The 25,116-nt window shown below is 66.6% G+C and carries 15 protein-coding genes; 10 read left to right on the forward strand and 5 right to left on the reverse strand.

All coding sequences use genetic code 11. The annotated features are described in order from the left end of the window. Nucleotides 1–24: 24 nt before the first annotated feature. Nucleotides 25–2,550, reverse strand: coding sequence for a response regulator (locus ACP16H_RS06945; RefSeq protein ID WP_425071540.1), 2,526 nt, complete (start codon nucleotides 2,548–2,550; stop codon nucleotides 25–27). A gap of 183 nt (nucleotides 2,551–2,733) precedes the next feature. On the opposite strand from ACP16H_RS06945, the gene ACP16H_RS06950 reads away from it, so the two are divergent. The 3 genes from ACP16H_RS06950 to pbpC are packed head-to-tail and all read left to right on the forward strand — an operon-like array spanning nucleotide 2,734 to nucleotide 10,728. Beyond that, entirely contained in the window at nucleotides 2,734–8,151 is a 5,418-nt protein-coding gene (locus ACP16H_RS06950) for an alpha-2-macroglobulin family protein (RefSeq protein ID WP_425071541.1), read from the forward strand. After that, nucleotides 8,148–8,702 (forward strand): putative glycolipid-binding domain-containing protein, encoded by a 555-nt coding sequence (locus ACP16H_RS06955; RefSeq protein WP_425071542.1) that lies wholly within the window; start codon nucleotides 8,148–8,150, stop codon nucleotides 8,700–8,702. The genes ACP16H_RS06950 and ACP16H_RS06955 overlap by 4 nt, the downstream gene beginning before the upstream one ends. Then, complete coding sequence (gene pbpC / locus ACP16H_RS06960; RefSeq protein ID WP_425071543.1) at nucleotides 8,695–10,728, forward strand: penicillin-binding protein 1C; 2,034 nt, start codon at nucleotides 8,695–8,697, stop codon at nucleotides 10,726–10,728. Before ACP16H_RS06955 ends, pbpC begins: the two co-directional genes overlap by 8 nt. Nucleotides 10,729–10,770: 42 nt before the next feature. On the opposite strand, the gene ACP16H_RS06965 is transcribed toward pbpC, so the two are convergent. Continuing rightward, nucleotides 10,771–11,271: a serine O-acetyltransferase gene (locus ACP16H_RS06965; protein ID WP_425071544.1), complete on the reverse strand. Its 501-nt coding sequence runs from the start codon at nucleotides 11,269–11,271 to the stop codon at nucleotides 10,771–10,773. A 134-nt stretch (nucleotides 11,272–11,405) separates the two neighbouring features. On the opposite strand from ACP16H_RS06965, the gene ACP16H_RS06970 reads away from it, so the two are divergent. Genes ACP16H_RS06970 through ACP16H_RS06980 form a run of 3 tightly spaced genes read left to right on the forward strand, consistent with a single transcriptional unit; the run spans nucleotide 11,406 to nucleotide 15,720 of the window. Continuing rightward, nucleotides 11,406–13,451 (forward strand): acyltransferase family protein, encoded by a 2,046-nt coding sequence (locus ACP16H_RS06970; protein WP_425071545.1) that lies wholly within the window; start codon nucleotides 11,406–11,408, stop codon nucleotides 13,449–13,451. Next, nucleotides 13,448–14,956: a GMC oxidoreductase gene (locus ACP16H_RS06975; protein WP_425071546.1), complete on the forward strand. Its 1,509-nt coding sequence runs from the start codon at nucleotides 13,448–13,450 to the stop codon at nucleotides 14,954–14,956. The genes ACP16H_RS06970 and ACP16H_RS06975 overlap by 4 nt, the downstream gene beginning before the upstream one ends. After that, on the forward strand, nucleotides 14,953–15,720 hold the full coding sequence (locus ACP16H_RS06980) for an SDR family oxidoreductase (RefSeq protein WP_425071547.1): 768 nt from the start codon (nucleotides 14,953–14,955) through the stop codon (nucleotides 15,718–15,720). The genes ACP16H_RS06975 and ACP16H_RS06980 overlap by 4 nt, the downstream gene beginning before the upstream one ends. 103 nt (nucleotides 15,721–15,823) lie before the next feature. Here ACP16H_RS06980 and ACP16H_RS06985 read toward each other — a convergent pair whose 3' ends face one another. Then, on the reverse strand, nucleotides 15,824–17,107 hold the full coding sequence (locus ACP16H_RS06985) for a glycosyltransferase family 4 protein (protein ID WP_425071548.1): 1,284 nt from the start codon (nucleotides 17,105–17,107) through the stop codon (nucleotides 15,824–15,826). Continuing rightward, nucleotides 17,104–18,504, reverse strand: coding sequence for a hypothetical protein (locus tag ACP16H_RS06990; protein ID WP_425071549.1), 1,401 nt, complete (start codon nucleotides 18,502–18,504; stop codon nucleotides 17,104–17,106). Before ACP16H_RS06990 ends, ACP16H_RS06985 begins: the two co-directional genes overlap by 4 nt. Before the next feature lie 229 nt (nucleotides 18,505–18,733). Between ACP16H_RS06990 and ACP16H_RS06995 the strand changes: the two genes are divergently transcribed. The 3 genes from ACP16H_RS06995 to xsc all read left to right on the forward strand — a co-directional run bounded on the left by ACP16H_RS06995 (nucleotide 18,734) and on the right by xsc (nucleotide 22,998). Next, the gene (locus ACP16H_RS06995; RefSeq protein ID WP_425071550.1) at nucleotides 18,734–19,891 is read left to right on the forward strand and encodes a glycosyltransferase family 4 protein; all 1,158 of its coding nucleotides are present in this window, start codon (nucleotides 18,734–18,736) and stop codon (nucleotides 19,889–19,891) included. A 92-nt stretch (nucleotides 19,892–19,983) separates the two neighbouring features. Next, nucleotides 19,984–20,952 (forward strand): SHOCT domain-containing protein, encoded by a 969-nt coding sequence (locus ACP16H_RS07000; protein WP_425071551.1) that lies wholly within the window; start codon nucleotides 19,984–19,986, stop codon nucleotides 20,950–20,952. Nucleotides 20,953–21,219: 267 nt separating this feature from the next. Next, nucleotides 21,220–22,998: a sulfoacetaldehyde acetyltransferase gene (xsc, locus tag ACP16H_RS07005; protein ID WP_425071552.1), complete on the forward strand. Its 1,779-nt coding sequence runs from the start codon at nucleotides 21,220–21,222 to the stop codon at nucleotides 22,996–22,998. 48 nt (nucleotides 22,999–23,046) lie between these two features. Here the strand turns inward: xsc and ACP16H_RS07010 are convergent, their stop codons facing one another. Then, the gene (locus ACP16H_RS07010) at nucleotides 23,047–23,898 is read right to left on the reverse strand and encodes a phosphate acyltransferase (RefSeq protein ID WP_425071553.1); all 852 of its coding nucleotides are present in this window, start codon (nucleotides 23,896–23,898) and stop codon (nucleotides 23,047–23,049) included. A gap of 36 nt (nucleotides 23,899–23,934) precedes the next feature. On the opposite strand from ACP16H_RS07010, the gene ACP16H_RS07015 reads away from it, so the two are divergent. Continuing rightward, complete coding sequence (locus ACP16H_RS07015) at nucleotides 23,935–25,089, forward strand: citrate/2-methylcitrate synthase (RefSeq protein ID WP_425071554.1); 1,155 nt, start codon at nucleotides 23,935–23,937, stop codon at nucleotides 25,087–25,089. The last annotated feature ends 27 nt before the right edge of the window (nucleotides 25,090–25,116 follow it).

Raw genomic sequence — 25,116 nt, forward strand, 5'->3', positions numbered from 1 at the left:
CGCCTAGCCTAGGCTGACCCCCGATCACTCCGCCGCCCGCGCGCGGCCAAGGATCTGCGCCGCGTAGAGGTCGATCTTGGCCGACAGTTCCGCCTTGCGCAGGGGTTTCGTGAGGTAGTCGGTCAGCCCTGCCTCGAGGATGCTTTCGCGGTCGCCGGTCATGGCGTGGGCCGTTACGGCGATGATCGGGACCTGCGGGCCGTCGCCCTCCAGCCGCCGGATTTCGCGGGTGGCCTGTTTGCCGTCCATACGCGGCATGGAAATGTCCATGAAGATCAGGTCCGGGCGATGTTCGCGGAAGGCTTCGACCGCCTCGATGCCATTGTTGGCAAAGCGCAGGGCCACGGGCATGCCCTTGACCATCTTGGACAGGACCAGCTGGTTGGTCTTGTTGTCCTCGGCCACCAGAACGTCCATCAGATGCGCCTGTTGTTCCGCAGGGGGCGGGGTCATGGCGGTGGGCAGGCCGGGGACGGTGGCAACCTCGTGCACCTTTTCCAGCGCGTTGAACAACACGCGGCGCGGGACGGGCTTTTGCAGGACCGCCAGCACGTCCTGCCCCGCCTGTTCGGCGATCTTGCCGGGGTTGTCGGCAAAGAGGATCACCGGCACATCGAGCCGGGCGCGACGCAGCTGCTGGGCCAGTTCCAGCCCGCTCATGTCGGGCAGTTCGATTTCCACCATCAGAAGGTCCGTGCCCGCCTGCACGTGGTCGATCGCCTCCGACCCGGTGGTGCAATACGAGATCTCGAGCCCCAGCAGCGCCAGCTGTTTCGACAGGATCGAGCGGTTGGGGCTGTGGTCGTCCACCACCAGAACGCGTTTCAGATGCGCGGGCAATTGCGCGGTCTCGAAGGCCTGGTTCTCGCCGGGATCGAGCGGCAGGCGCAGGCCGAAACAGCTGCCCTTGCCAAGTTCGGATTCGGCCCAGACCTCGCCGCCCATCAGTTCCACCAGCCTCCGGGTGATGGTCAGGCCCAGCCCGGTGCCCTCGAATTTGCGATTCCGCTCGTCCTCGACCTGGTTAAATTCGCCAAATACGTGGTCAATCTTGTCCGCCGGGATGCCGATGCCGGTGTCCTCGACCGTGATGTGCACCGCCGTTTGGCCGATCGGATCGGGCACACCCACGACGCGCACCAGCACATGTCCCTGAACGGTGAATTTGACCGCGTTGCCCAGCAGGTTGGTCAGGATCTGCCGGATGCGGCCCGGGTCGCCGACAAAGCTGGTGGGCAGGAACATGTCGTAATCCACCAGCAGCGAGATGTCCTTGTCCCGCGCGGTGGGCTGCAGCAACATCACCACCTCGTGGATGGCGCGTTCCAGATCGAACGTCTCAAGATGCAGTTCCAGTTTCTCGGCTTCGATCTTTGAATAATCGAGAATGTCGTTGATGATGACCAGAAGCGCCTCGCCCGACGAGCGGATCGTCTCGGAGTACAGTTGTTGTTCGTCGTTCAGTTCCGTGTCCAGCAAGAGGTCGGCCATGCCGACGACACCGTTCATCGGCGTGCGGATTTCGTGGGACATGTTGGCGAGGAAGGCAGATTTAGCGCGGTTCGCCGCTTCGGCGCGAATGGTGGCCTCCTTCAGGCGTTGCTGGTCTTCCTTGATCTGGGTGATGTCGACGCGCAGGCCGACACGGCCGCCGTCGGTGGTTTCACGTTCGTAGATGCGCAGCCACCGGCCATCGTCCAGCTGCTGTTCGTGCTCGATCTCGCTGGCGCGGTGCTTGATGAGCCGTTCTTCGAGCCATTCTTCCTCGCGGCCTGCCGCATCTGCATATTGGCCATGAACCAGACCGTAGCGGAGGATTTCCTCGAACGTGGTGCCGCGCACCATGGCCGGGGCGCTTTGGCGGTAGTAGTCTTTGTAGGGCTGGTTGCACATCAGCAGCCGGTCCTCGGCATCGTAGATGACGAAGCCGTCGGGAAGTTCCTCGACCGCGGACCACATGCGCATGAGATCGGTGATATCGACGGACAGGGACACGACGCCGCCGTCAGGCAGATGGCGGTCCCGGACCTTCACGAAGCGGCCGTTCCACAGGCGGATCGTGACGTTGGGGATGGGGTCCTGTTCCCAGCGCGCCAGCATCCGAAGTTGCCAGCCCTTCGGGTCCTCGCCTTGGAGGTCGACGATGCCTTCCTCGGCCAGAGCGCCGAGGATATCGGCGTAGGTGGTGCCGGGCGCGATGCTTTCCAGACCTTCGAAGGCCGACAGATAAGCGGGGTTAGCCAGTTCCAACCTGTTGTTCTCGTCGAACATGGCAAAGCCGTCGCGGATGGTTTCCAGCGCGGACCACAGCTGTTCGGTGACGACCTCGATCTTTTGCGTGGCCTGCCCGAGTTCCTGCACGACCTTCTGGTGCTGGGTGCGGACCTGCGCCACCTCTGACCGGGTTTCACGGATTTCATGCGACAGCTTCAGCGCATGGTCGCCCAGGCGCTTGTTCGCCTCGAACAGCTCCTTCTGTTTCAGTTCCAGCAATCGCTCGGCGGCAAGACGCGCGCGCCGTTCCTCGGCCAGACGGTCGGCCAGATCCATGCAGGTCCCTCCTGCTTCCTGTGCGAAGCTTTGCCCGAGGGGGGTGAAAATCTGCTTAAGCGCGAAACAGCCAGATGGGCGGGTTTTGCCGCGCAGAAGTAGGGGTTTCCCCACCCGGCGAATCCTTGCCCGGCGGGGGGTAGGCATGCCAGTGTGAATGTATTGACCCGAAAGGAGCTTTTGATGCGTCGCTTTGCAATCGCCCTGTTCATGGGTGTGCTCGCCATGTCCGCGGTTTCGGCACAGGAGGCCGTGCCCGAGAAGCGATTTGTCATCACGCGGGACACGGATTTTGCCGGGTCGGACCTGCAAGCGCTCTTTGATACGACGCTGGATGCCTGCCAGCGGACCTGCCTGAACGATCCGCAATGCCGGGCGTTTACGTTCAATTCGCGCAATAACAGCTGTTTCCCGAAGACGGGCGTGACGGACAAGACGCCTTATGACGGCGCGGTGTCAGGCACGTTGGTCGCTGCGGACCCGGCTGTGCTGGCGCGGGCCGGGGAGCGGTTTGGCGACCTGACCTTCCTCAGCCCGGCGGATTTCGCGCAGGCCCGGAACGAGGCCGAGGCGCTGGGCACTCGCCACGGCGGCGGCGAGTGGACAGTCGAGGCGCTGCTTGATGCGGCGCGGGAGGCGCGCGCCTCGGGCAACATGGCGGACGCGATCCACTGGACGGGTGCTGCGGTGGCGCAAAGCGACGACGCCGCGCATTGGTTGCAATATGCCGAGTGGTCGGCGGACTACGCGGCAAAGCTGAATGCGTCGGACCAGCGCAAGTACCGCAGCCGCGCGTGGCTGGCGGCAATCAACGGCTACCTGCGCAGCGAGGATGCGGCGCAGCAGGCGACGGCCTTGGTCGATCTGGCACGAGCGCTGGAGGAGGTCGGGCGCGGCCGCGACACCATCCCCGCGCTGCGCAAGGCCGAGACGCTGGTCGCCCGCGCCGACATCACCGAGGCGCTGGACAAGGCCATCGGAAAATACGGGTTCCGCATCGTCGAACATACGGTCGAAAGCGACAGCGCCGACCCGCGCATCTGTGCCGAGTTCAACGATCCGCTGATCCGGGTCGGGCAGAATTACACCCCTTACGTCAAACTGTCGGACCCCCGTCTGGCGGTGACCAGCGACGATTACCGCATCTGCGTGTCGGGCGTCGAACATGGCTCGCGTCACACGATCACCTTCCGCGCGGGGCTGCCGTCGAAGGATGGCGAGCAGCTGGTGCGCGACGTGCCGATCACTGCCTACGTACGGGACCGCTCGCCGCAGGTGACGTTCCCGGGCCGCGCCTACGTGCTGCCGCGCGCAGCGGATGCGGGCCTGCCGATCCAGACGGTGAATACCTCCGAGGTCGACCTGACCCTGCGTCGCGTGTCGGACCGCAACCTGATCCGCGCGATTCAGAATGACTATTTTGGGCGTCCCTTAGGCATGTATGACGAGGATTACTTTGCCTCGGAACTGGCCGAGGAAATCTGGACCGGCAAAGGCGAGGTGCAGAACGAGATCAACGCCGACATGACCACGCGCCTGCCCATGGGCGATGTGGTGGGCGACCTGCCCGCAGGCATCTACGCGCTGACGGCGCAGGCGGCGAATGATCTGAACGGCGAGGCGCGGGCGACGCAGTGGTTCCTGCTGTCCGACATCGGCTTGACGACGATGCAGGGGACGGACGGGCTGACGGTCTTTGCCCGCGACCTGTCGTCGGCGCAGCCCATCGCCGGGCTGGAAGTCACGCTACTGGCCCGAGCCAACCGCCCGCTGGAGGTGGCGACCACCGATGCCGAGGGCGTGGCGCGCTTTGCGCCCGGTCTGCTGCGCGGCAAGGACGGGGCGTCTCCGGCGTTGTTGATGGCAAAGCAGGGCGAGGCCGACCTTGCCTTTCTGTCACTGACCGATCCGGCGTTCGACCTGTCGGATCGTGGTGTCGAGGGACGCGCCCCCGCCGGGCCGATCGACGCCTTTCTGGCCACTGATCGCGGCGCCTATCGCGCGGGCGAGAACATCCATCTGACGGCGTTGTTGCGTGACCCGCAGGCCATGGCGCTGAACGATGTGCCGCTGACCGCCGTGCTGTCGCGCCCCGATGGGGTGGAATATTCGCGCCATGTCTCGGATGGCGGGATGCAGGGTGGCCATGTCTTTACCCTGCCGCTGGCCCCTGCGGTGCCGCGCGGGACGTGGCGCGTGGCGGTCTATGCCGATCCGAAGGGGGAGGCGCTGACCTCGACCTCGGTCCTGGTGGAGGATTTCGTGCCGGAGCGGATCGATTTCACGCTCGACCTGCCCGAAGCGCCGATCAACCCGCTGTCGCCGCCGCAACTGGGAGTCGAGGCGCGCTACCTGTTCGGGGCCAAGGGTGCGGACCTGCCCATCGAGGGCGAATTGCGGCTGACCACGCGGACCACGCTCGACGCCTTCCCCGGCTACCGCTTTGGCCGTCATGATGACGAGGCGGATTACCGGACAGAAAGCTTTGCCGCCGACCTGCGCACCGATGCCGAGGGCCGCGCGGCGCTGGACCTGCCGATGCCCGACATGGACCCGCTGGGCCGCCCGATGCAGGCGCGCGTGACCTTGCGCCTGTCCGAGATGTCCGGACGTCCGGTGGAACGGCAGCTGACGCGCGACGTCGCGCCGCCGACGCCGATGATCGGGATCAAGCCCGCCGCCGAGACCTTTGCCGAGGAGTCCACCGCTTCCTTCCAGGTGATCGCGCTGGGGCCGGACCTGACGCCCACGGCGATGGACGTTGTCTGGACGGTGAACCGGGTGAACACTCGGTACCAGTGGTATCAGAACTACGGCTCCTGGTACTGGGAGCCGATCACGACGCGCACCACCGTGGCGCGTGGCGAAGGGTCCGTTGGCGACCAGCCCCTGACGGTGGAGGCGCCGCTGGACTGGGGCCGCTACGAGATCGTGGTGGAGCGCAAGGATGGCGCCTACCTTGCCGCGTCGATGGATTTCGCGGCGGGCTGGTATGCGCCCGTCACGGCGGACGAGACGCCGGACATGCTGGAACTGTCGCTGGACAAGGAGGCCTATACGCAGGGCGAAACCGCGACGCTGCGCATGGTGCCGCGTTACGCGGGCAAGGCACTGGTGACGGTGCTGGCGGATCGGGTGATCTCGATGCAGGCCGTCGAGGTGAGCGAAGGCGAGAACGTGCTGTCCCTGCCCGTCACCGATGATTGGGGCGCAGGGGTTTACGTCACGGCGCAGGTGATCCGGCCCATGGACGTGGCCGCCGGGCAGAACCCGGCGCGCGCGCTGGGCCTGACACATGCCGCCGTCGATCCCGGCGACCGCAAGCTGGCGGTGTCCATCGACACGCCGGACGAGAGCCAGCCGCGCAGCCCGCTGACCGCGACGGTGGACATTGCCAACCTCGCGGATGGCGAGACGGCTTATGTCACGGTGGCGGCCGTCGATCTGGGCATCCTAAACCTGACGGGCTTCGATACGCCGCACCCGGCAGGGTATTACTTTGGCCAGCGTCGGCTGGGCGTGGAAATCCGCGATATCTACGGGCGGCTCATCAACGGGATGGACGGGGCCATGGGTGCGGTGCGCTCTGGCGGTGACGGGGCCGCAGGCATGGATATGTCCGGCCCAGCCCCGACCGAGGAGCTGGTGGCCTTCTTCTCGGGTCCCGTACAGGTGCAGGGGGGTAAGGCGACCGTGGCCTTTGACATCCCGGATTTCAACGGGACGGTGCGGCTGATGTCCGTGGCCTGGTCGCCCAAGGGCGTGGGTGCGGCGGAAAAGGACGTAATCGTCGCCGACCCGGTGGTGATCTCGGCGGCGGTGCCGCGGTTCATGGCGCCGGGGGATGACTCGCGGCTGCTGCTGGAACTGACCCATGCCAAGGGCGCGGCGGGCACGATGGAGATGGAGATTACGGCGGATGCGGGCCTGTTGATGGGGCCATACGTGTCGGGCTTCGACATTGCCGAGGGCGCGAAGGTCGAGACGACGACCGCGCTCAGCGCGCTGACGGTGGGGGATCACAAGATCAACATCGCCCTGACCACGCCCGACGGCCAGCGCCTGACCAAGGAGCTGACCATCGGCGTGCGGGCCAATGACCCGGCGGTGGGCAACACGCGGCGGTTCCAGCTGGCGGCGGGGCAGACCTTTACGCTGGATCGCGAGATATTTGCCAACCTGCGGCCCGAGACCGCCTCGGCGTTGATTTCCGCCGGGCCGCTGGCGCGGTTCGATGCGCCGGGGCTGCTGGCCTCGCTGGATCAGTACCCCTACGGCTGCACCGAGCAGGTGACGTCCAAGGCGCTGCCGCTGCTCTACATGTCCTCGATCACCGAGCCGCTGGGGCTGGGGTCGAAGGACCGAATCGACCAGCGGATCAACGAATCAATCACCAAGGTTCTGACGCGGCAGTCCTCCAACGGCGGCTTTGGCCTGTGGGGCGCGTATTCAGGTGACAACTGGCTGGACGCCTATGTCACCGACTTCCTGTCCCGCGCCCGCGCGGCGGGCTATGCAGTGCCGGATCGGGCGTTCCAGTCGGCCTTGGACAACCTGAAGAACCAGATCGCCTATGCCGCCGACTTTGACGAGGGGGGCGAGGATATCGCCTATGCGCTGATGGTGCTGGCCCGCGAAGGCGCAGCGTCAATGGGTGATCTGCGCTACTATGCCGACGAGCGGGCCGAGGCCTTTGGCACGCCGCTGGCGCAGGCGCAGCTGGGGATGGCGCTGGCCAGCTACGGCGACCAGCCGCGCGCCGATGCCATGCTGTTCCGCGCTGCTGCTCGTATTGCGGGGCAGCCCGTAGACCTGGAACGCCGCTACCGCGACGACTATGGCACGGGTCTGCGCGATGCGGCGGGGGTGCTGTCGTTGGCGGTGGAAGCGCGGTCAGAGCGTGTGGATCGCGGGATGCTGACACAGCGGATCGCCAACTATGACCGCCCGCTGTCGACTCAGGAACAGGCGTGGTCGCTGCTGGCGGCGCACGCCATGGTGCAGGACCCGACCGTGTCGGGCCTCGCGTTGGGCGGCGAGCCGCTGGCCGGGCCGTTTGTCCGCCGCTTGCAAGCGCTGACGCTGGAGCCGACGACATTGACGAACACGTCCGACAACGCGACGGATATCACGCTGACGACCTTTGGCGTGCCGGATGGACCGACCGAGGCGGGGGGCTATGGCTACGCTTTGGAGCGCGCCTATTACACGCTCGACGGGTCGCCTGTGACGGATATCAAGACCGGCGACCGGCTGGTGGTAGTGCTGACGGTGAAGCCCTCGGACAAGACCCGCGCGCGGCTGATGATCGACGATCCGCTTCCGGCGGGGCTGGAGATAGACAACCCCTCTCTGATCCGCTCCGGCGATATCTCGGGCCTCGACTGGCTGGAGACCACGGATACCGAGTTCTCGGAGTTCCGCACAGATCGTTTCCTTGCCGCGGTGAACCAGCGCGACGACAAGCCGATCCGCCTGGCGTATATCCTGCGCGCCGTGTCGCCAGGGACGTTCCACCACCCCGCTGCGTTGGTTGAGGACATGTATCGCCCCGACTACCGTGCCAACACGGACTCCGGGACGGTTACGGTAAGCGAATGACGGAAACCGTCGCCACGGCTCACTGGCGCGCGCTCGACCGGGAGGGTGAGGACAAGTCCCGCCTCGCCCGTGCGGACGGCGGGTATATCCTGATCGGACACGCGCGGTTTCGCGACGGGGCCGGACGGGCGGCGCTGGACTACGTGGTGCGCTGCGGGCCAGACTGGCGGACGACCTCGGCGGATATCACCGGGGACTATGCCGAGGAACAGATTGCGTGGAAGTTCACCCGCACGCGCGGCGACTGGACCTTCAACGGCTCCCCGGCGCCGGAATTGCAGGACGCCGAGGACATCGACCTGGCCTTTACCCCCGCGACGAACCTGATGCCGCTGCGTCGCCTGCCGCAGGTCGGGCGGCTGGAGACGACATCTGCCTGGGTGCGCCTGCCGGGACCGACCTTTTCGATACTGACGCAAAGCTACACGCGGGAACGCGGCAACTACGTGCGCTACACGGCGCTGGAGTCCGACTACGAGACGCACCTGGCAGTGAACGAAGACGGCTTTGTCACGCGCTACCCGGGGCTTTGGGATTGGGTGGATGCGTAGGCTTCTGGCACTGGTCTGCGTGCTCTGGGTCTTGGCCTACGCGAATGATCGGCTGAACGCATGGATCGAGGCCACCGACCTGCCGGTGCTGGTCCATGCCACCGCCCCGGAGGTGCGTGACCGCAACGGTGAGTTGCTGCGCGCCTATGTCATCGAGGACGGGTTGTGGCGCATGGCGGTGACCTCGGACCAAGTGGACCCGCTATTCTACCGGATGCTCATCGCCTACGAGGATAAAAGATTTTACGACCACGCCGGGATCGACCCCATCGCCACCCTGCGCGCGGGGGCGCAGGGGGTGCGTCATGGGCGCATCGTCTCGGGCGCGTCCACGTTGACCATGCAGGTGGCGCGCCTGCTGGAACGTGGCACCACGGGGCAATGGCAGGGCAAGTTGCGGCAGATGCGGCTTGCTCTGGCGCTGGAACGCCGCTTGTCGAAGGGGGAGATACTGGCGCTTTACAGCCTGCTCGCGCCCTATGGCGGCAATGTAGAAGGCGTCCGCGCGGCGTCCTTGATCTGGCTGGGCAAGGAGCCGCGCCGCCTGACCCCCGCCGAAGCCGCCCTGCTGGTCGCCCTGCCACAAGCCCCTGAAAGCCGCCGCCCCGACCGCAACCCAGAGGCCGCGCGGGAGGCCCGCAACCGTGTCATGCTGCGCATGGCTGAGGCTGGGGTCATCCCGCTGGCCGCCGCGCAGTCCGACGCGCTGGACCCTTCGCCTGAGGGCAGGCACCCGATGCCGCAGCTTGCGCAGCACATGGCCGACCGCGCCGTGGCGCTTGGGCCCGGAAACAGCTCGGGGCGGCACGACCTGACGCTGGATGCGACGCTGCAACGCTCGCTGGAACAGCTCGCCCGCACCCATGCCGCGCGGCTGGATCCGCGCCTGTCGTTGGCGATCACGCTGGCGGATCATCAGAGTGGGGAGATCCTCGCTTCTGTAGGATCGCCCAACTATTCCAGCACTGAAAATCAAGGCTTCGTGGACATGACACAAGCCAAGCGCTCTCCCGGATCGACGCTGAAACCGCTGGTTTACGGCCTCGCTTTCGACCGCGGCCTGGCGCATCCAGAGACATTAATCCTCGATACTCCGGTGTACTTCGGATCCTATGCGCCCAAAAACTTTGATGGTGAATACCGGGGGGAACTGACTGTACGCCGCGCGCTTCAATTGTCGCTGAACGTTCCAGTCGTCCGCCTGACCGAAGCGCTGGGGCCCGCACACCTCATGGCTGCTCTGCGTTCTGCCAATTTAAAGCCGGAGCTTCAGGGCGGGACGCCCGGTTTGGCGCTGGCCTTGGGCGGGGTTGGCCTGACACTTGAGGAAATGACCCAACTGTATGCAGGACTCGCCAACGAGGGCATCTCGCGCCCGCTGCATTGGCTGAAATCGTCGTCCTCTACCGAAAACCTGCAACAAACTTTGATCTCCCGCGCTTCCGCCTGGCAGATCGGCCACATCCTTGCCGATATTACCCCTCCGCCTGCGGCCGGACCTGCCGGACATATCGCATGGAAGACCGGAACCTCTTATGGGCATCGCGATGCGTGGGCTTTGGGCTGGGATGGGCAATTTGTGATTGGCGTCTGGATAGGCCGCCCCGATGGTACGCCCGTGCCGGGCGCGTTTGGCGCCGGACTTGCCGCGCCAGTCCTGTTCGAAGCGCTTGGCCGCGCCCGGTCCAGGCCAGAGCCCCTGCGGCCACCACCACCCGAGACACTCATCTCGACAAACGCCAAGTTGCCCGCCAATCTGCAACGTTTCGGCCCGCGTCCGCAAACATCCACATTTCAACTGACCTTCCCGCCAGACGGCGCAACCTTGTCGGCAATGCCCTCCGGCGTTCCTTTGAAGCTGAGGGGCGGTACACCCCCTTACACGCTGCTCGCAGACGGTGCGGTGGTCGCAAGCGGGCTCTATCGGCCACAGATCCTCGCCCCGGTCGTGGGTCCCGGTTTTACGACTCTCAGTGTCATTGATGCCGCGGGCAATTCCGAACGCATCACTATCGAGTTGCGTTAACCTCGGACGACCGCGTTCTTCGAAAGGGGAAAGAACGCCTCTTTAGATTTCGGAGATCAGGCGTGCAGGGACACCAGCAAACGTTGCACCCGAAGGGACGTCCCGCGTCACCACTGCATTTGCACCGATCACCGCGTGATCTCCCACGGTCAGTGGGCCGATCAGTTTTGCTCCCGCACCAATGTCGACATGTCCGCCCAAAATGACCGGCCCGGCAAGGGTCACCTGGTGAAAGATCATGCAGTTCGGGCCGATCCGTGCCTCGGGGTGAACAATGATGCCCGTGGGATGGGTCAGGCGCAGGCCGCCGCCGATCTCGGTCGTCAGGTGCAGTTCGGACTGGGTCATAAGGGACCAGAACCAGTGGTTCAGAACCCAGTATTTCGACACCACCCGCCCCAGCGGCCCGCGTCCGCGCCAGTGCTGGTAGCGGCGGATGGCGCGGAGCAGCTTTTTCCCTGGGTCCCAGAAGTGGGTAATGCGCTCCCGCGACCAGTCCGGGATACTGGCCGAAATGCCGCTTTTTTCATCAATGTCCGCCATGGCCCCTCGATACGCCATATTCCTGCCCCGAAATGCGGTATTCTTCACGCCAAGGCAACCGGTCCGGGTGTTTCTGAAGGAAACGCATCGGGCCACACGCGACCGGAGAATCCGGAAGGCATGACAAGGCAGGCATGACACAGCAGGGCCACCCTCTGGCCTACAGGGGCGACATAGACGGGCTGCGGGCGATCGCGGTGCTGTCCGTTGTCCTGTACCACTTCGGCATTCCGCTGCGCGGCGGGTTCACAGGCGTGGACGTTTTCTTTGTCATCTCTGGGTTTCTGATCGGGGGCATCCTTTGGCGTGAATACACCGAGTGGGGCAGCATTCGGCTGGGTGCCTTCTACGTGCGGCGCTTCCGACGCCTTGCGCCTGCATTCTTTGCCATGCTGGCGGTCACCGGCGCGCTGGGCTGGGTGCTGCTGCTGCCCTTCGAATTCCGCGAGTTTGGCAAAAGTGCGATCGCTGCCACGGTCTACCTGTCCAACGTGCTGTTCTGGAAGCAGACCGGCTATTTCGACGTGGCCGCCCATGACAAGCCGCTGCTGCACACCTGGTCGCTGGCGGTCGAGGAACAGTTCTACATCTTCTTGCCGCTGCTGATCGTCGCGCTTTCGCGGTCCCGCCGCGCGGTGATCTGGGCGCTGGTACTGACCTGGGCCGCCTCGCTGGCAGCCTGCGTCTGGTTCACGCCGACACACCCGTCAAGCACCTTTTACCTGTTCCCCTTCCGCGCGTGGGAGTTGTTGACCGGCGTGCTGCTGGCAATCTGGGGGCTGTCGCGTGGCACGGACTGGCGCGGTTGGAAACCGCTCACATGGCTCGGCCTCGGGCTCGTGCTGGCCTCTGTGCTGGCGATCCCGGCGGGGCCGCTGTTTCCGGGCCTGCTGGCCATCATTCCGGTGCTGGGCACGGCGCTGCTTCTGGCCAATGCCAACAACACCGGAACGGTGAACCGCCTGCTGACCCTGCCCGCGATGCGGTTCTTCGGGCTGATTTCCTACTCGCTCTACCTCTGGCACTGGCCGGTTTACACGCTGTCCACCTACCTGCGCGACGGCTACGCCTATCCGGCCGAGGCTGTCGTGTGGATGGCCCTGTCGGTGGGTCTGGCCTATCTGTCATGGCGTTTTGTCGAGCAGCCGGTGCGGCGGGCGCGCCTGCCGGGCTGGGCCGTGGTGCTGGGGACCTTTGCCGCCTCGAGCGCGGCGCTGGCGGGGGGTGCGTACCTGTATGTGAACAACGGCGTGGCGCAGCGGTTCGGGCCGGAGGCACGGGTCCACATCGACGCCTCGGCGGATTTCCTGCAGGATTTCAGCCGCTGCTACATCGCCGACACCCTGCCGCTGGACGGGCTGGAGGTCTGTCCTATCGGGCCCGAAGGCGCGCCGCGCGTGCTGGTCTGGGGGGACAGCCACGTCCGCGCCTTCAAGGAGGGGCTGGACATGGCCGCGCACGAGGCCGGGGTGCCGGGGATCATCCTCTGGCGGGCGGGCTGTGCGCCGCTGTTTGACCTGCGCAAGGTCGAAAGCGCCGCGACTCCTGCGCAGGACAACGACTGCCGGCAGGCGAATGTCCAGATCAAGCAGAGCTTTGGCAGGCTCACCAGCATCGACACGGTGCTCTTGATTGGCCGCTGGGGGTATTACGCCGAGGGGCGTGGGACCGGGCTGGACGAGGGCAACACCATCAAGCTGTTCCCCACTGCCCGCCCGGAAAAGGTGGGCGAACCCCAGGTCGAGGTGATGACCGAGGCGGCAGAGGCGACGGTTGCCCAATTTGAACGCTACTTCGCCAACATCTACGTGTTGCGCCAGCCGCCCGAGGTGCCGCTGTACGACAGCCGCCGCGCGGCCCGCGAGGCGGCGCATCGCGGGTTGCCGCTGGCCGCGCGGGCGACCATCGAACCGGAGGTGACGCGCAACGCCCTCATAAGCCGTGCGGCGCGGTCCGAGGCGCCGTGGCGCGACCTTGTGCAGGCGGGCCGCGTGCGCTGGCTGGACCCCTGGCCGTATTTCTGCGGACGAGAGGACTGTGGCGCAGTGCATGACGGCGTGGGGCAGTATTTCGACAACAACCACGTGACGAACCGCGCGGCCCTGCGGGTGCGCGAGGTCTTTGCCCCGGTGTTCGGAGCCGTGCCGGAGGCCACGCAGACCGGTGCGTCGGACGGATGACCATCGCGGACGTCGAATGGGACGCCATCGTCATCGGCACGGGCATCGGCGGCGGCACGCTGGGGCGGTGGCTGGCCGAGGCGGGGCAGCGGGTCTTGTTCCTGGAAAAGGGGTTGGCGGACGCGCGGAGTGCCGAGAACGGCCTGTCCGAGACCTTCGTCCCCGAGGCGCGCGCCGTGCGTGGGCTGTGGCCCGATCCCCTGACCGTCGAGGTCGACGGGGTGCGCCAGTCCTTCTACCCGCCCTTGGGGGCAGGTCCGGGGGGCAGTTCGGTGTTCTACGCGGCTACGCTGGAACGGCCCGAGCGGCATGATCTGGACGACGTCCCGGGCCGCCCGCATCCCACGGGCGGCTGGGCGCTGGGGTTCGATGCTTTCGCGCCTTACTATGCCGAGGCCGCGCGGCGCTTCCGTGTCTATGGCACGCCTGATCCGCTGTCCGCCGAGGCGCCCTTGCCCCTGCGCGATCCGCCCGCGCTGACGGAGGTCGAGGCGGCGCTGATGGCCCGCTTCCGCGCGGCGGGGCTGCATCCCTACCACGCGCATACCGGGGTGGAGCGGGTCGCGGGCTGCGGCATGTGCCTTGGGCGCAAGTGCCCCAAGGCCTGTAAGATGGACGGGCGATCTGCCGGGGTGGAACCGGCCTTGGTGACGGGTCGGGCGGAGCTACTCACCGGGGCCGAGGTCACGCGGCTGGTCATGGACGGCGCGCGGGTCGCCGCGGTCGAGGTGCGGGTCGGCGGCTTGGTCCGGGTATTCCGGGCGAAGCGTTACGTGCTGGCTGCGGGGGCGCTGGGGTCGCCTCGGGTGCTGCTGCGCTCGGCCTGCGAGGGCTGGGCGGATGGGGTGGCCAATGGCTCGGGTCTGGTGGGGCGGAACCTGATGTTTCATGTGAACGAGATGTTCGCGCTCTGGCCCGGTGTCGATGGTCCGGCGACCAAGGCGATTTCGCTGCGCGACCTCTACCACCGCGACGGCGCGCGGCTGGGGACCGTGCAGGCCATGGGCATCCGCGCGTCTTACGGAGAGATCGTGTTCTACCTTAACCGGATGCTGGCGGGGCGTGGGCTGTCGCGGCTGGCGCCCCTGACGCGGCTGCCGGCGGCCATGGCGGCGCGGATATTAGGATCGGCGCAGATCTTCGTGGGCCTCATGGAGGACCTGCCCTATGCCGAGAACCGCGTCGGCGCGGACGGCGTGGTGCATTACACCCTGCATGACGAGCTGAAGGCGCGGCGCAGGGCCTTTCGCCGGGCGATAAGGCGCGCGATGCCGGGGCGGCGGATGTTCCTGGGAGTCGTGCCCGAGCTGAACTGGGGGCATCCCTGCGGGACGTTGCGCTTCGGGGATGATACGGCGCGGTCGGTGCTGCGCCCCGACGGGCGGGCGCATGGGGTGGAGAATCTTTGGGTGGCGGATGCGTCCTTCATGCCGACGTCGATGGGGGTGAACCCCAGCCTGACCATCGCCGCCTGGGCGCTGCGGGTTGCGGAGGGGATGGCATGAGGGTTTCACCGTCGGATGGCGTGGTCGTCGTGACCGGAGCGGGGTCCGGTTTGGGCCGGGCCCTGGCGCGGGTCATCACGCGGGAGGGCTTCACGGTGGTGGGGCTTGGGCGGCGTCTGGGCGCCTTGCAGGAGACGGGCGTGGGGCTGGCTGGGTTCGTGCCGATGGTGGTGGACGTGGCGGATTGGGCCGCTGTGCAGGCCTGTTTCGCCGAGGTCCGCGCGGCGCATGGTCCGGTGGCGGTGCTGGTGAACAACGCCGCCGTCTACTCGCATCGCGACATCCTGTCAGAGACGGGGGAGAGTTTCGCGCAGACCGTCGGGGTGAACCTTGGCGGCGTGGTGAACTGCACGCGGGCGGCGCTGGATGACATGGTGGCGGCGGGGCGTGGGCGGGTTTTGAACGTCGCGACCTTTGCCGATATCGCGCCCTTGCCGACGGCGTCGGCCTATTCCGTGTCCAAAGGCGCTGCGCGGGTGTTCACGCGCGCGCTGTTGGCGGATTTGGGCGACAGATTTCCGGGGATCGTGGTTTCGGACTGGATGCCGGGAATGCTGGCGACAGGGATGGGCATCGCCGACGGCCTCGCGCCGGAAGTCGCGGCGGAGTGGGGCGCGCGGCTGGCGCTGTCTCGGGACGTGTCGCTGAGCGGTTCGGTGTTCGAGATGGACCGCGAGGTGCTGCCCGAGCCTGGGCTGAAAGGGCGTCTGAAGGACTTGATCTTGCTGCGTCGCAGGCGGGCGCGAGGGGTGGCGGAGCTATAGGTTTCGCCTTTGCTTTGCTCAGGCGACCGATGCGAGGGGCTCTGCCCCTCGCGCTCCCCGAGGGTATTTGTGAAACCAAAGAAGCAGGGGCGGTGTTCCCGCTTCAGGCGAAGAGGTCGGGTTTCGGCTGTGGGCTGCCGGAGAGGACCCAGTCGTAGGTGCGGGCGACCTGCACTGCCTTGCGTGACCACAGGAAGTGGGACTGGGCCTTGGCGGAGGCGTTTTCTGCGAGGGGGGCCAGTTGCGACGGGTCGGCGGCGAGGCGGGTGAGTTCGCGGGTGAAGTCGCGGGTGATTTGCTCGCGCGGTCCGATGGGGGTCGTTATGCCTGTCGTTTCGTCCACCAGTTCGCCCGGCCCGGCGTAATCGACGATGAGGGGCGGCACGCCGAGAGCCATGGCCTCGAGCACCACTCCGCCGCCGAATTCGCGGATCGAGGGGAAGGCGAAGAGGTGCGCCCTGCACAGGATGTCCTGCACCGCCTCGTGCGGTTTCCACCCGTGGAAGGTGACTCCCGGCAGGGTTTCGGCCTGCGCGCGCAGGGCGGGCATCATCGGGCCGTCGCCGATTAGGTCGAGCGTCATACGGCCATCGCGCAGCAGGGGCGCTGCGGCGTCGAGCAGGACGTCCGGCCCCTTGTAGGGCACGAGTCGCCCGACGAAGGCGGCGCGCAGTGGGCCGGGGGCCGGTGTGGCGCGGCGGTTGAAGCGGGCGGGGTCGATGCCGTTTTCCGGCAGCCAGAGGGTTTTGTGCTGGAAGCGGTCGGGGATTTCCGAGGCGGTGTAGCGGCTGCCCGCGAGGATGGCGGAGGCGTGGCGCAGGGTGGCGGTGCGCCCCGGCAGGAGCTTGTAGGCCGATCGCAGCGGGGCGAGGAATTCCTTTTCGGCGCGGCGGATGGCGTCGTAGCCTTCGGGCCAGGGGACGCCGCCGTTCAGCGGGCCGAGGATGAAGGGCACGCCCGCCCGCGTACATTTCGCGGCGATGGAGGAGGCCGACGTGGGTGAAAGCGGCGTGATGCGGTGCACGATGTCGTAGTCGCCGCGTTCGATGGCTGCGCCGAAGCGCTGCCAGACGAGGCGTTCGAAATACGGGTAGCTGAGCGCATTCACGGCTTGGACGATTGTCCAGCCCTTGCCCTCGCCCATGCGCAGTGCCTCGGCCAGCTTCCACATGGGTTTGGCGAAGGCCTCGGAATCGATGGCGGTGAAGTCGCGGCCTTCCACCAGACCCGCGCGCAGGATGGCGTCGCGGTTGCGGATCTGTGTGACGATGTGGACATCGGCCACCTCGCGCAGGGCACTGGCCAGCGACCAGCCGACGAGGGGGACGGAGACCCACTCCGGGTTGGCGGCCTCGGCTATGGCCAGGATGCGCGGGCGGGCAGTCATCGGATGATCGGGGTCCAGTTCGAGGCGTTCTTGCGTTGGCGCGGTTTGGCCTTCAGGCGGGCGGCGCGGAGCTGCTCGGCGTAGCCCATAAGCGCGCCGCAGATCAGCCAGGTCAGGGGCGTGAGCGTGGCGTTGGGCACCATGTCGGCGAGGTTCACCGCCAGCAGCAGCGCCAGCGGGCCGACAAGCGGAGAGACGTCGCGCGCCAAGCGGACCTCGCGCGCTATCAGGATCAGCGGCAGGACGATCAGGCCGAATTCGGCGGCGAAACCCACCCAGCCGTAGACGCCGATGGTGATGATCCAGCGTCCGTCGGTGACGGTCAGGATGAAGCCCGTCACCGGGTCGAGGATGTGGTTGCGCCCCCAGCTGCCCCAGCCGAACAGCGGTTTCAGGTAGGCGCGGTCCAGCAAGGTGTTCTCGTTCATGAAACGGAAGCGCAGCGAGGCGGCGCGGTCGGGGTCGATGGCGGCGGCCTTGGCCAGCAGGGTCTCTTCGGGGATCAGGGTCGCGCCCTTGAGGATCGGGTAGGTCAGGGCAATCAGGCCGATGGCGATGGCGATCCGCACCTGCCAGCGGACCGGCAGCACGACGACGGCGGGCACGGCGACCATGAGGAAGATAAGCGAGCCCAGCGATTTCGCCAGCACCAGCACGGCGGTCAGCCAGAAGGCGGCCAGCAGCAAGCGGGCCGGATGCTTGCCCGGGGACAGGCGCCACAGACCCCAGGCGGCGGTGGCAGCCATCAGGCAGTAAAACGCCACCCACAGTCCGTGGTACAGGAACACCACCGGGCGATAGCCGCCGAAACGGATGCTTTGGCCAAAGAAGTGCTGGTAGTAGCCGTAGATCCAGAGGTTCAGCTGGGGCGAGAGGCGGATCTCGATCAGCATGAGGATCGAGTAGGCGAGGCCGCCGAGCATCAGCGCCTTCAGCAGCTCGCGCTGGCTGTTGCCCGAGGCGAGGAACTGGCGCGCCAAGAGGAAGGGCAGCAGCAGCAGGAATTGCTGTACCGTCAGGGCGATGATATCCTTCAGCCCGAGGCCGGGCAGGCCGATTTCGCCCCAGAAGACCGGCTCGCCATTGGTCAGGACGGTCAGCGCTGGCGAGAAGACGAAGGTCAGGACCAGCAGTTTGCCCAGCAGGGACTGCGGCAACAGGCTGGCCGTCAGCTTGTGGCGATACAGCACGATCAGGAAGGCCATCAGCGCCGGGATGTTGTGTTTCGTCAGTGGCGGTGCGGCGGGCAGGTCGAAGACGGCGGGGGGTTCGGGCAGGAAGAGATAGCCGATCAGCACCGACCAGATCAGCGCGCGGTCCAGCGGCAGCCGTCCGAAAAGCGCCATCACCACCAGCGGAAAGCTGGCAAGGGCGAGGAAGGCAATGGGATTGGGCATACGCGCGGGGCCTGCAAACCGGTTTACGGCGGTTTAACAGCGCAGACGGGCAAAGTCGCGTCAGCTTTGCGGTGATAGCATGGAAATGGCGGTGATCCAGCGTGTTTCGTGCCTTTGGCGCAAGGCGGGAAACGGATTTCTCGGGACGCCATGATCTTGCCAGATTTGGCGGGCATGGCGGAGGGGTGTTTGACCTAATCGCCTTGCCATTGACCATGAAGGGGACGTCATGGCCCGCCTGCGCATTGCTTACCTGTGTGACATGTCTCCGCTGGATCGGAACCTGTATTCCGGTGGCAATGCGCGGTTGTTCGATGCCCTTTCCGACCATGCCGACCTGACGATCCTGCCGCGGGACTGGGGTACGGTGGACGTGGCGCGCAAGGCGATCCTCGCCATGCCCGAGCACCTGAACCTGCGCCTGCGCTGGCGCGCGCATTACGCGCTGCGCCGGGTGATCGCGCGGCGGATCGAGGCGGCGCTGCCCGGCCATGACGTGCTGTTCGGGGCCTATGCGCTGTGGTCGCTGGCGGGGGTGCGGGTACCCGACGGCATGGTTACTGCCTTCACCTCGGACGCGGTGCAAACGGTCTATCGCGAGTCCGAGATCGGTGCGGCCCATGCGGACAGCAGATTGGGTCGTATTCTGGATGGCTGGACGGAACGGTGCGAGCGCCGGGTGCTGCAACGGCTCGACTTGGCGCTTTGGCCCTCCGACTGGCTGAAGCAGGAGGCGGAGGTGCGTTATGGGCTGCGTGCCGCCGTGGGGCATGTGGTGGAATGGGGGGCCAATATCCCGCCCCCGCCAGTGCCTGCGCCGCGTGCATTGGGAACCGGCCCGGTACGGCTCCTGGTGATCGGGCGCGACTGGTTCGCCAAGGGCGGGCCGGTGGCGTTTGAAACCATGACCCTGCTGCGCGCCACGGGGGTGGATGCACGGCTGACGGTGATCGGCTGCACGCCGCCCGAATTTCACCGCAACGATTGGGTCACTGTGCACAATCAGCTGGACAAGGCGGTGCCGGAGGAACTGGCGGTGTTCGAGGCGGCGCTGGCCGAGGCGCATTTCCTCGTCCAGCCCTCCTTTGAAAGCTACGGATTCGCCTTTTGCGAGGCTTCGGCCTACGGCTTGCCCTCGCTGTGCCTGCGGGTCGGCGGCGTGCCGATCGTGGAGGGCGAGAACGGCCATGCCCTGCCGCCCGGTTCGGGGGCTGAGGATTTCGCGCGGATCATCCGTGGCTACATCGCCGCACCGCAGGACTATGCGCGCCTCAGTCAGAGCGCGCGGCACCTCTACGAGGAGCGGCTGAACTGGTCCGCCTGGGGTCGGCGGACCATCGCCCTGCTCGAGGACGCCGTTGCGCGCAAAAGCGGCGCTTTGCCGTAACCCCCCTTGTTGCGCGTCCGTGGCGGCTTAGCTGCGTGGTTCAGGCCGGGCATTCGTGTTATGCGGCTGTCACAGGCAGCGGGGGTAAGGGCATGTCGGGACTCACGGATCACGGGACGCAGGTGCGCGACGACCTTGCGCAGCGCTACGGCGTATCAGGGCAGGCGGTGGAACAGATGATGGCCGCCGTGCTGCGCGGCGGCGGCACGCAGGCACAGTTCGACATCCCGGAACTGGGCGGCATGGGGCAATGGTCCTGGGGCGGCATGACCATGGTGGGCGACATGTTCAACACCGGGCTTCAGGCCACGGTGGCCGGGCTGTGCGGGGATATCGCGCAGGCGGCCTCGACCGGGGCGCTGTTCCACAAGGCCGCCCCGGCGCGCAGCTGGCAGGGGCAGGCGCAATCGCAGGGCACCGGGCTGGGGGGAAGCATGGGGCTGGGCATGTCCTCGGGCTGGTGGCCCGATGAGTTGGGTCAGCCGTCGAGCCTTGGGAGCCAGAACGACCTGAGTTACGCGATCTTCCCGGACAAGCAGCGGCTGGCGGTGAACCTTGCGGGGCGTGTGACGGTCTATGACACCGGACCGCACGAGATTGGCGGGATCAGCCAACAGCAAAGCGGCATCGGGTCGTGGATCTTTGCCAGCCAGTACGGCAACGTGGACCTGTCGCGGCTGAAGGTGGTCCCCCCTGCGGATCGTGACGATGTGGACGAGGCGGTGCCGGGGGACGGCGAGGTGACGGTACGCGCCGGAGCCGTGCCGGAGGTGGCCGTCGAAGCACCCATGAAAGCGGGTGTCCAGGAGGCTGTCGCAGTGCCCGTTCCGGAGGCTGCCTCGGAACCCGTCGCGGAACACGCCAAAACAGCGGCCGAGACGCAGGTCGAGGACACGCCGCGCGAGGTCTCTCCCGTGACCACGCCGTCGCCCAAGGGGTTGGCGCAGACGGCGGACCAGATCATCGCCGCGCTGGAAAAGCTGGGCAGCCTGCGCGATATCGGCATCCTAACGGACGATGAATTCGCGGCCAAGAAGGCGGACCTGCTGAGCCGCCTGTGACACGCAGATTGTTGCATTGTCAACTGTTGACAGCTGTCAAGTTTGAACGCTGGCAAGGCGCGGCGCCGCGTGTGGGGCATGGTTCTGACACGGATGTATGGTCCCTGCGGCACGCAGCGTCATTGTCGCCAATAGCCTGACCGTCGAAAACTGGCCTTAGGCGGCCCGCGGAACTGGCCCTATCCGGCGGCGGGGGCCATGGGTAAGTTTCCCGGCAAGGCGGACCCCGACGGGGTGCGCATCTGACCCTTGCCGGAGACCTCCCAGATGAAAATGACCACCGAAGAAGCCTTTGTGAAAGTGCTTCAGCGCCACGGGATCGAGCATGCCTTTGGCATCATCGGTTCGGCCTTCATGCCGATTTCCGACCTGTTCCCGAAAGCGGGAATCAAGTTCTGGGACTGCGCGCACGAGGGGTCCGGGGGGATGATGGCCGATGGCTACACCCGCGCCACCGGCAAGATGTCCATGATGATCGCGCAGAACGGTCCGGGGATCACGAACTTCGTCACGGCGGTCAAGACCGCCTACTGGAACCATACGCCGCTGCTGCTGGTGACGCCGCAGGCGGCGAACAAGACCATCGGGCAGGGCGGTTTCCAGGAAGTCGAGCAGATGGCGCTGTTCAAGGACATGGTGGCCTATCAGGAAGAGGTCCGCGACCCGTCCCGCGTGGCAGAGGTGCTGACGCGCGTGATTTCAAAGGCGTTCCAGGCCAGCGCGCCGGCGCAGATCAACATGCCGCGCGATTTCTGGACGCAGGTTATCGACATCGAGATCCCCGAGCCGATCAACTTCGAGCGGTCGTCGGGCGGAGAGACCTCGGTCGGGGAGGCGGCGGCGCTGCTCTCCGAGGCGAAGAACCCTGTGATCCTGAACGGCGCGGGCGTGGTGCTGTCGCAGGGCGGCATCGCGGCCAGCATGGAACTGGCGGAGCGGTTGAGCGCGCCGGTCTGCGTGGGGTACCAGCACAATGACGCCTTCCCTGGCTCGCATCCGCTGTTCGCGGGGCCGTTGGGGTACAATGGGTCCAAGGCCGGGATGGAGCTGATCAAGTCGGCGGACGTAGTGCTGTGCCTTGGCACGCGGCTCAACCCGTTCTCGACCCTGCCGGGGTACGGGATGGAGTACTGGCCCACGGGGGCCAAGATTATCCAGGTGGACATCAACCCCGACCGGATCGGCCTGACCAAGAAGGTGTCGGTGGGGATCGTCGGCGACGCGGCCAAGGTTGCGCGGGGCATCCTGCGCCAGCTGTCACCGGGCGCGGGCGACGCGGGCCGGGACGAGCGCAAAGCGAAGATCGCAGAGACCAAGTCGCGCTGGGCGCAGCAACTGACCGAGATGACCCACGAGGACGACGATCCGGGCACCACCTGGAACCAGCGCGCCCGCGCTGACAAACCCGACTGGATGAGCCCGCGCATGGCCTGGCGGGCGATCACCTCGGCTCTGCCGAAGAACGCGATCATCTCGTCCGACATCGGCAACAACTGCGCGATCGGCAATGCCTATCCGTCCTTTGACGAGGGGCGGAAGTACCTTGCGCCGGGCCTGTTCGGGCCTTGCGGCTATGGGTTGCCTGCGGTGATCGGGGCCAAGATCGGCTGCCCGGATGTGCCGGTGGTGGGCTTCTCGGGGGATGGGGCGTTCGGCATCGCTGTGACCGAACTGACGGCCATCGGGCGCAAGGAATGGCCCGCGATCACGCAAGTGGTGTTCCGCAATTACCAGTGGGGCGCGGAGAAGCGGAATTCGACCCTGTGGTATGACGACAATTTCGTCGGCACCGAGTTGGACGACGATGTGAGCTATGCGGGGATCGCGCAGGCCTGCGGGCTGAAGGGGGTCGTGGCGCGCACCATGGACGAGTTGCGCGATGCCTTGGCGCAGGCGGTGAAGGACCAGATGGAGAACGGGGTGACCACGCTGATCGAGGCGCTCATCAACCAGGAACTGGGGGAGCCCTTCCGCCGTGACGCCATGAAGAAGCCCGTGGTGGTCGCCGGGATCGACGCGGCGGACATGCGTCCCCAGCGGGGCTGACGTCTTGGGAGGGGCGCGATTTTTCTGCGAAAAATCGGGCCCGTCCGGTCAGGTCATCGCGATGCACAGCGCGGTGGAGGCGACGATGTCCTCGACCGTGGCCCCGCGCGACAGGTCGCAAACGGGGCGGCGAAAGCCTTGCAGCATCGGGCCGATGGCCTGCGCGCCTGCCAGTTCCTGTGCCAGTTTGTAGGCGATGTTGCCCGCATCCAGAGAGGGAAAGATCAGCGTGTTCGCGTCTCCGTTTCCAAGCCCCTTCTTCGCCGCGATGCCCGCGTTCAACGCGGCGTCGGCCTGGATGGGCCCCGGGAACCCCGTGGCCTCGGCGGCCTGGGCCACGGTTTCGACGCTGGCCCCGCTGCCGCTGGCCCCGGTGGAATACGACAAGAGCGCCACGCGGGCCTCGCCCAGCAGTGCCTTGGCAGAGGCGGCGGAGGCCCGCGCGATGTCGGCCAGCATGGCGGCGTCGGGGGCGACGTTTACCGCGCAATCGGCCCAGATCATGTCGCGCCCGTTTGGGAACCGCATGAGGAAGAAGCTGGACGGCACGGTCACGCCCTCTGCCAGGCCGATGGCGATGGCGGCGGCCTCGATGACGCGTTTCGTCGGGCTGTCGGCCCCGGCGACCATGGCGTCGGCCTCGCCCGCTGCGACCATGGCGGCGGAGCGGAACAGCGGCTTTTGCAGCATCCGCCTGGCGATGCCCTCTTTCAGCCCGCGCGCCTCGATCAGGGTGGCCAGTTGCGCGTCGGTGGGATCGTCGAGGGGGAGCGGCTGGCACAGGCCCTCGGCGCGCAGGCGGGTGCAGGCCCCGGCGACGCGGGGGTCGTCCATCTCGGGGAAGACGACGCGGGCCTGCCGTTGCCGCGCCACGTCGTACGCCTGTTTCAGAACCGGCATGGGTGCCCCCGTTTCGTTGGTCTTTGGGAGAGCATGATGAGCGATGACGTGAAGATCAACCGTGGCCTCAAGGGGGTGTACTTTGAACGTTCGGGCGTCAGCCATATCGAAGGGGCGAAGGGCGAGCTGCTGTATCGGGGCTACTCGATCCATGATCTGGCGACGCAGAGCACCTTTGAAGAGGTCTGTTACCTGCTGATCCACGGCGAATTGCCCGATGCGGCGCAGCTTGCGGAGTTCGATGCGGCGTTGAAGGCCGCGCGGGTGTTGCCCGGCGCCGTGTGCGACGTGATCCGCGCCTGCAAGGATGGGCATCCGATGGATGTGCTGCGGACGGCGGTGTCGGCCTTGGCGGCGTTGGAGCCGGGGAGTGCCGAGAAGGGCGAGGAGGGGTTCCTGCGCAACGGCATCCGTCTGACCTCTCAGGTGCCGATGATCGTCGCGGCGCATGAGGCGATCCGTAATGGCCGTGACCCGGTGCCCGCCGATCCGGATTTGTCCCACGCCGCCAACTGGTTGTGGATGCTGTCCGGGGAAAGGCCGTCCGACAATGCCGCGCGGCTGGCGGACGTGGATTTCATCCTGCATGCCGAGCATGGGGCGAATGCGTCGAGCTTCGCGGCGCGGGTCACGGTGGGGACCGAGGCGAACCTGCACGGGGCGATCGTCACCGCCCTGGCGACCTTGGCGGGGCCTGCGCATGGCGGTGCCGCCGAGAATGTCATGAAGATGGTGACCGAGATCGGGACGCCGGATAACGCGGCGGCCTATGTCAAGGCCAAGCGTGCCAATCGCGAGGCCGTCACTGGCTTTGGCCACCGGGTCTACCGCGCCGAGGACCCGCGCGCGCGGCACATGCGCGAGGGGGTGCGCAAGCTGAGCGAGGAGAAGGGCGCGCCGGAGTTCTACCAGATCCTCGAAGGCGTGGTGGAGGCGATGAAGCCCTACGCCCGCCACGGGTTGAACGTGAACGTCGATTTCTACGCCGGTGTCATGTACCAGCTGCACGGCATTCCGATGGACCTTTACGTGCCGATCTTTGCCATCGGGCGGATGCCGGGCTGGCTGGTGCAATGCCTGGAACAGCAGCGGTCGAACATCCTGATCCGCCCTCTGACGCTTTACAACGGCCCGTCCGAGCGGCCCTATGTTCCGATCAACGCAAGAGGGGGCACTACCTCTTGCGTATAGGTTCTTTTGATGCACCAATAGCGGGAA

This window comes from Sagittula sp. S175 (assembly GCF_049800975.1).
GTDB lineage: Bacteria > Pseudomonadota > Alphaproteobacteria > Rhodobacterales > Rhodobacteraceae > Sagittula.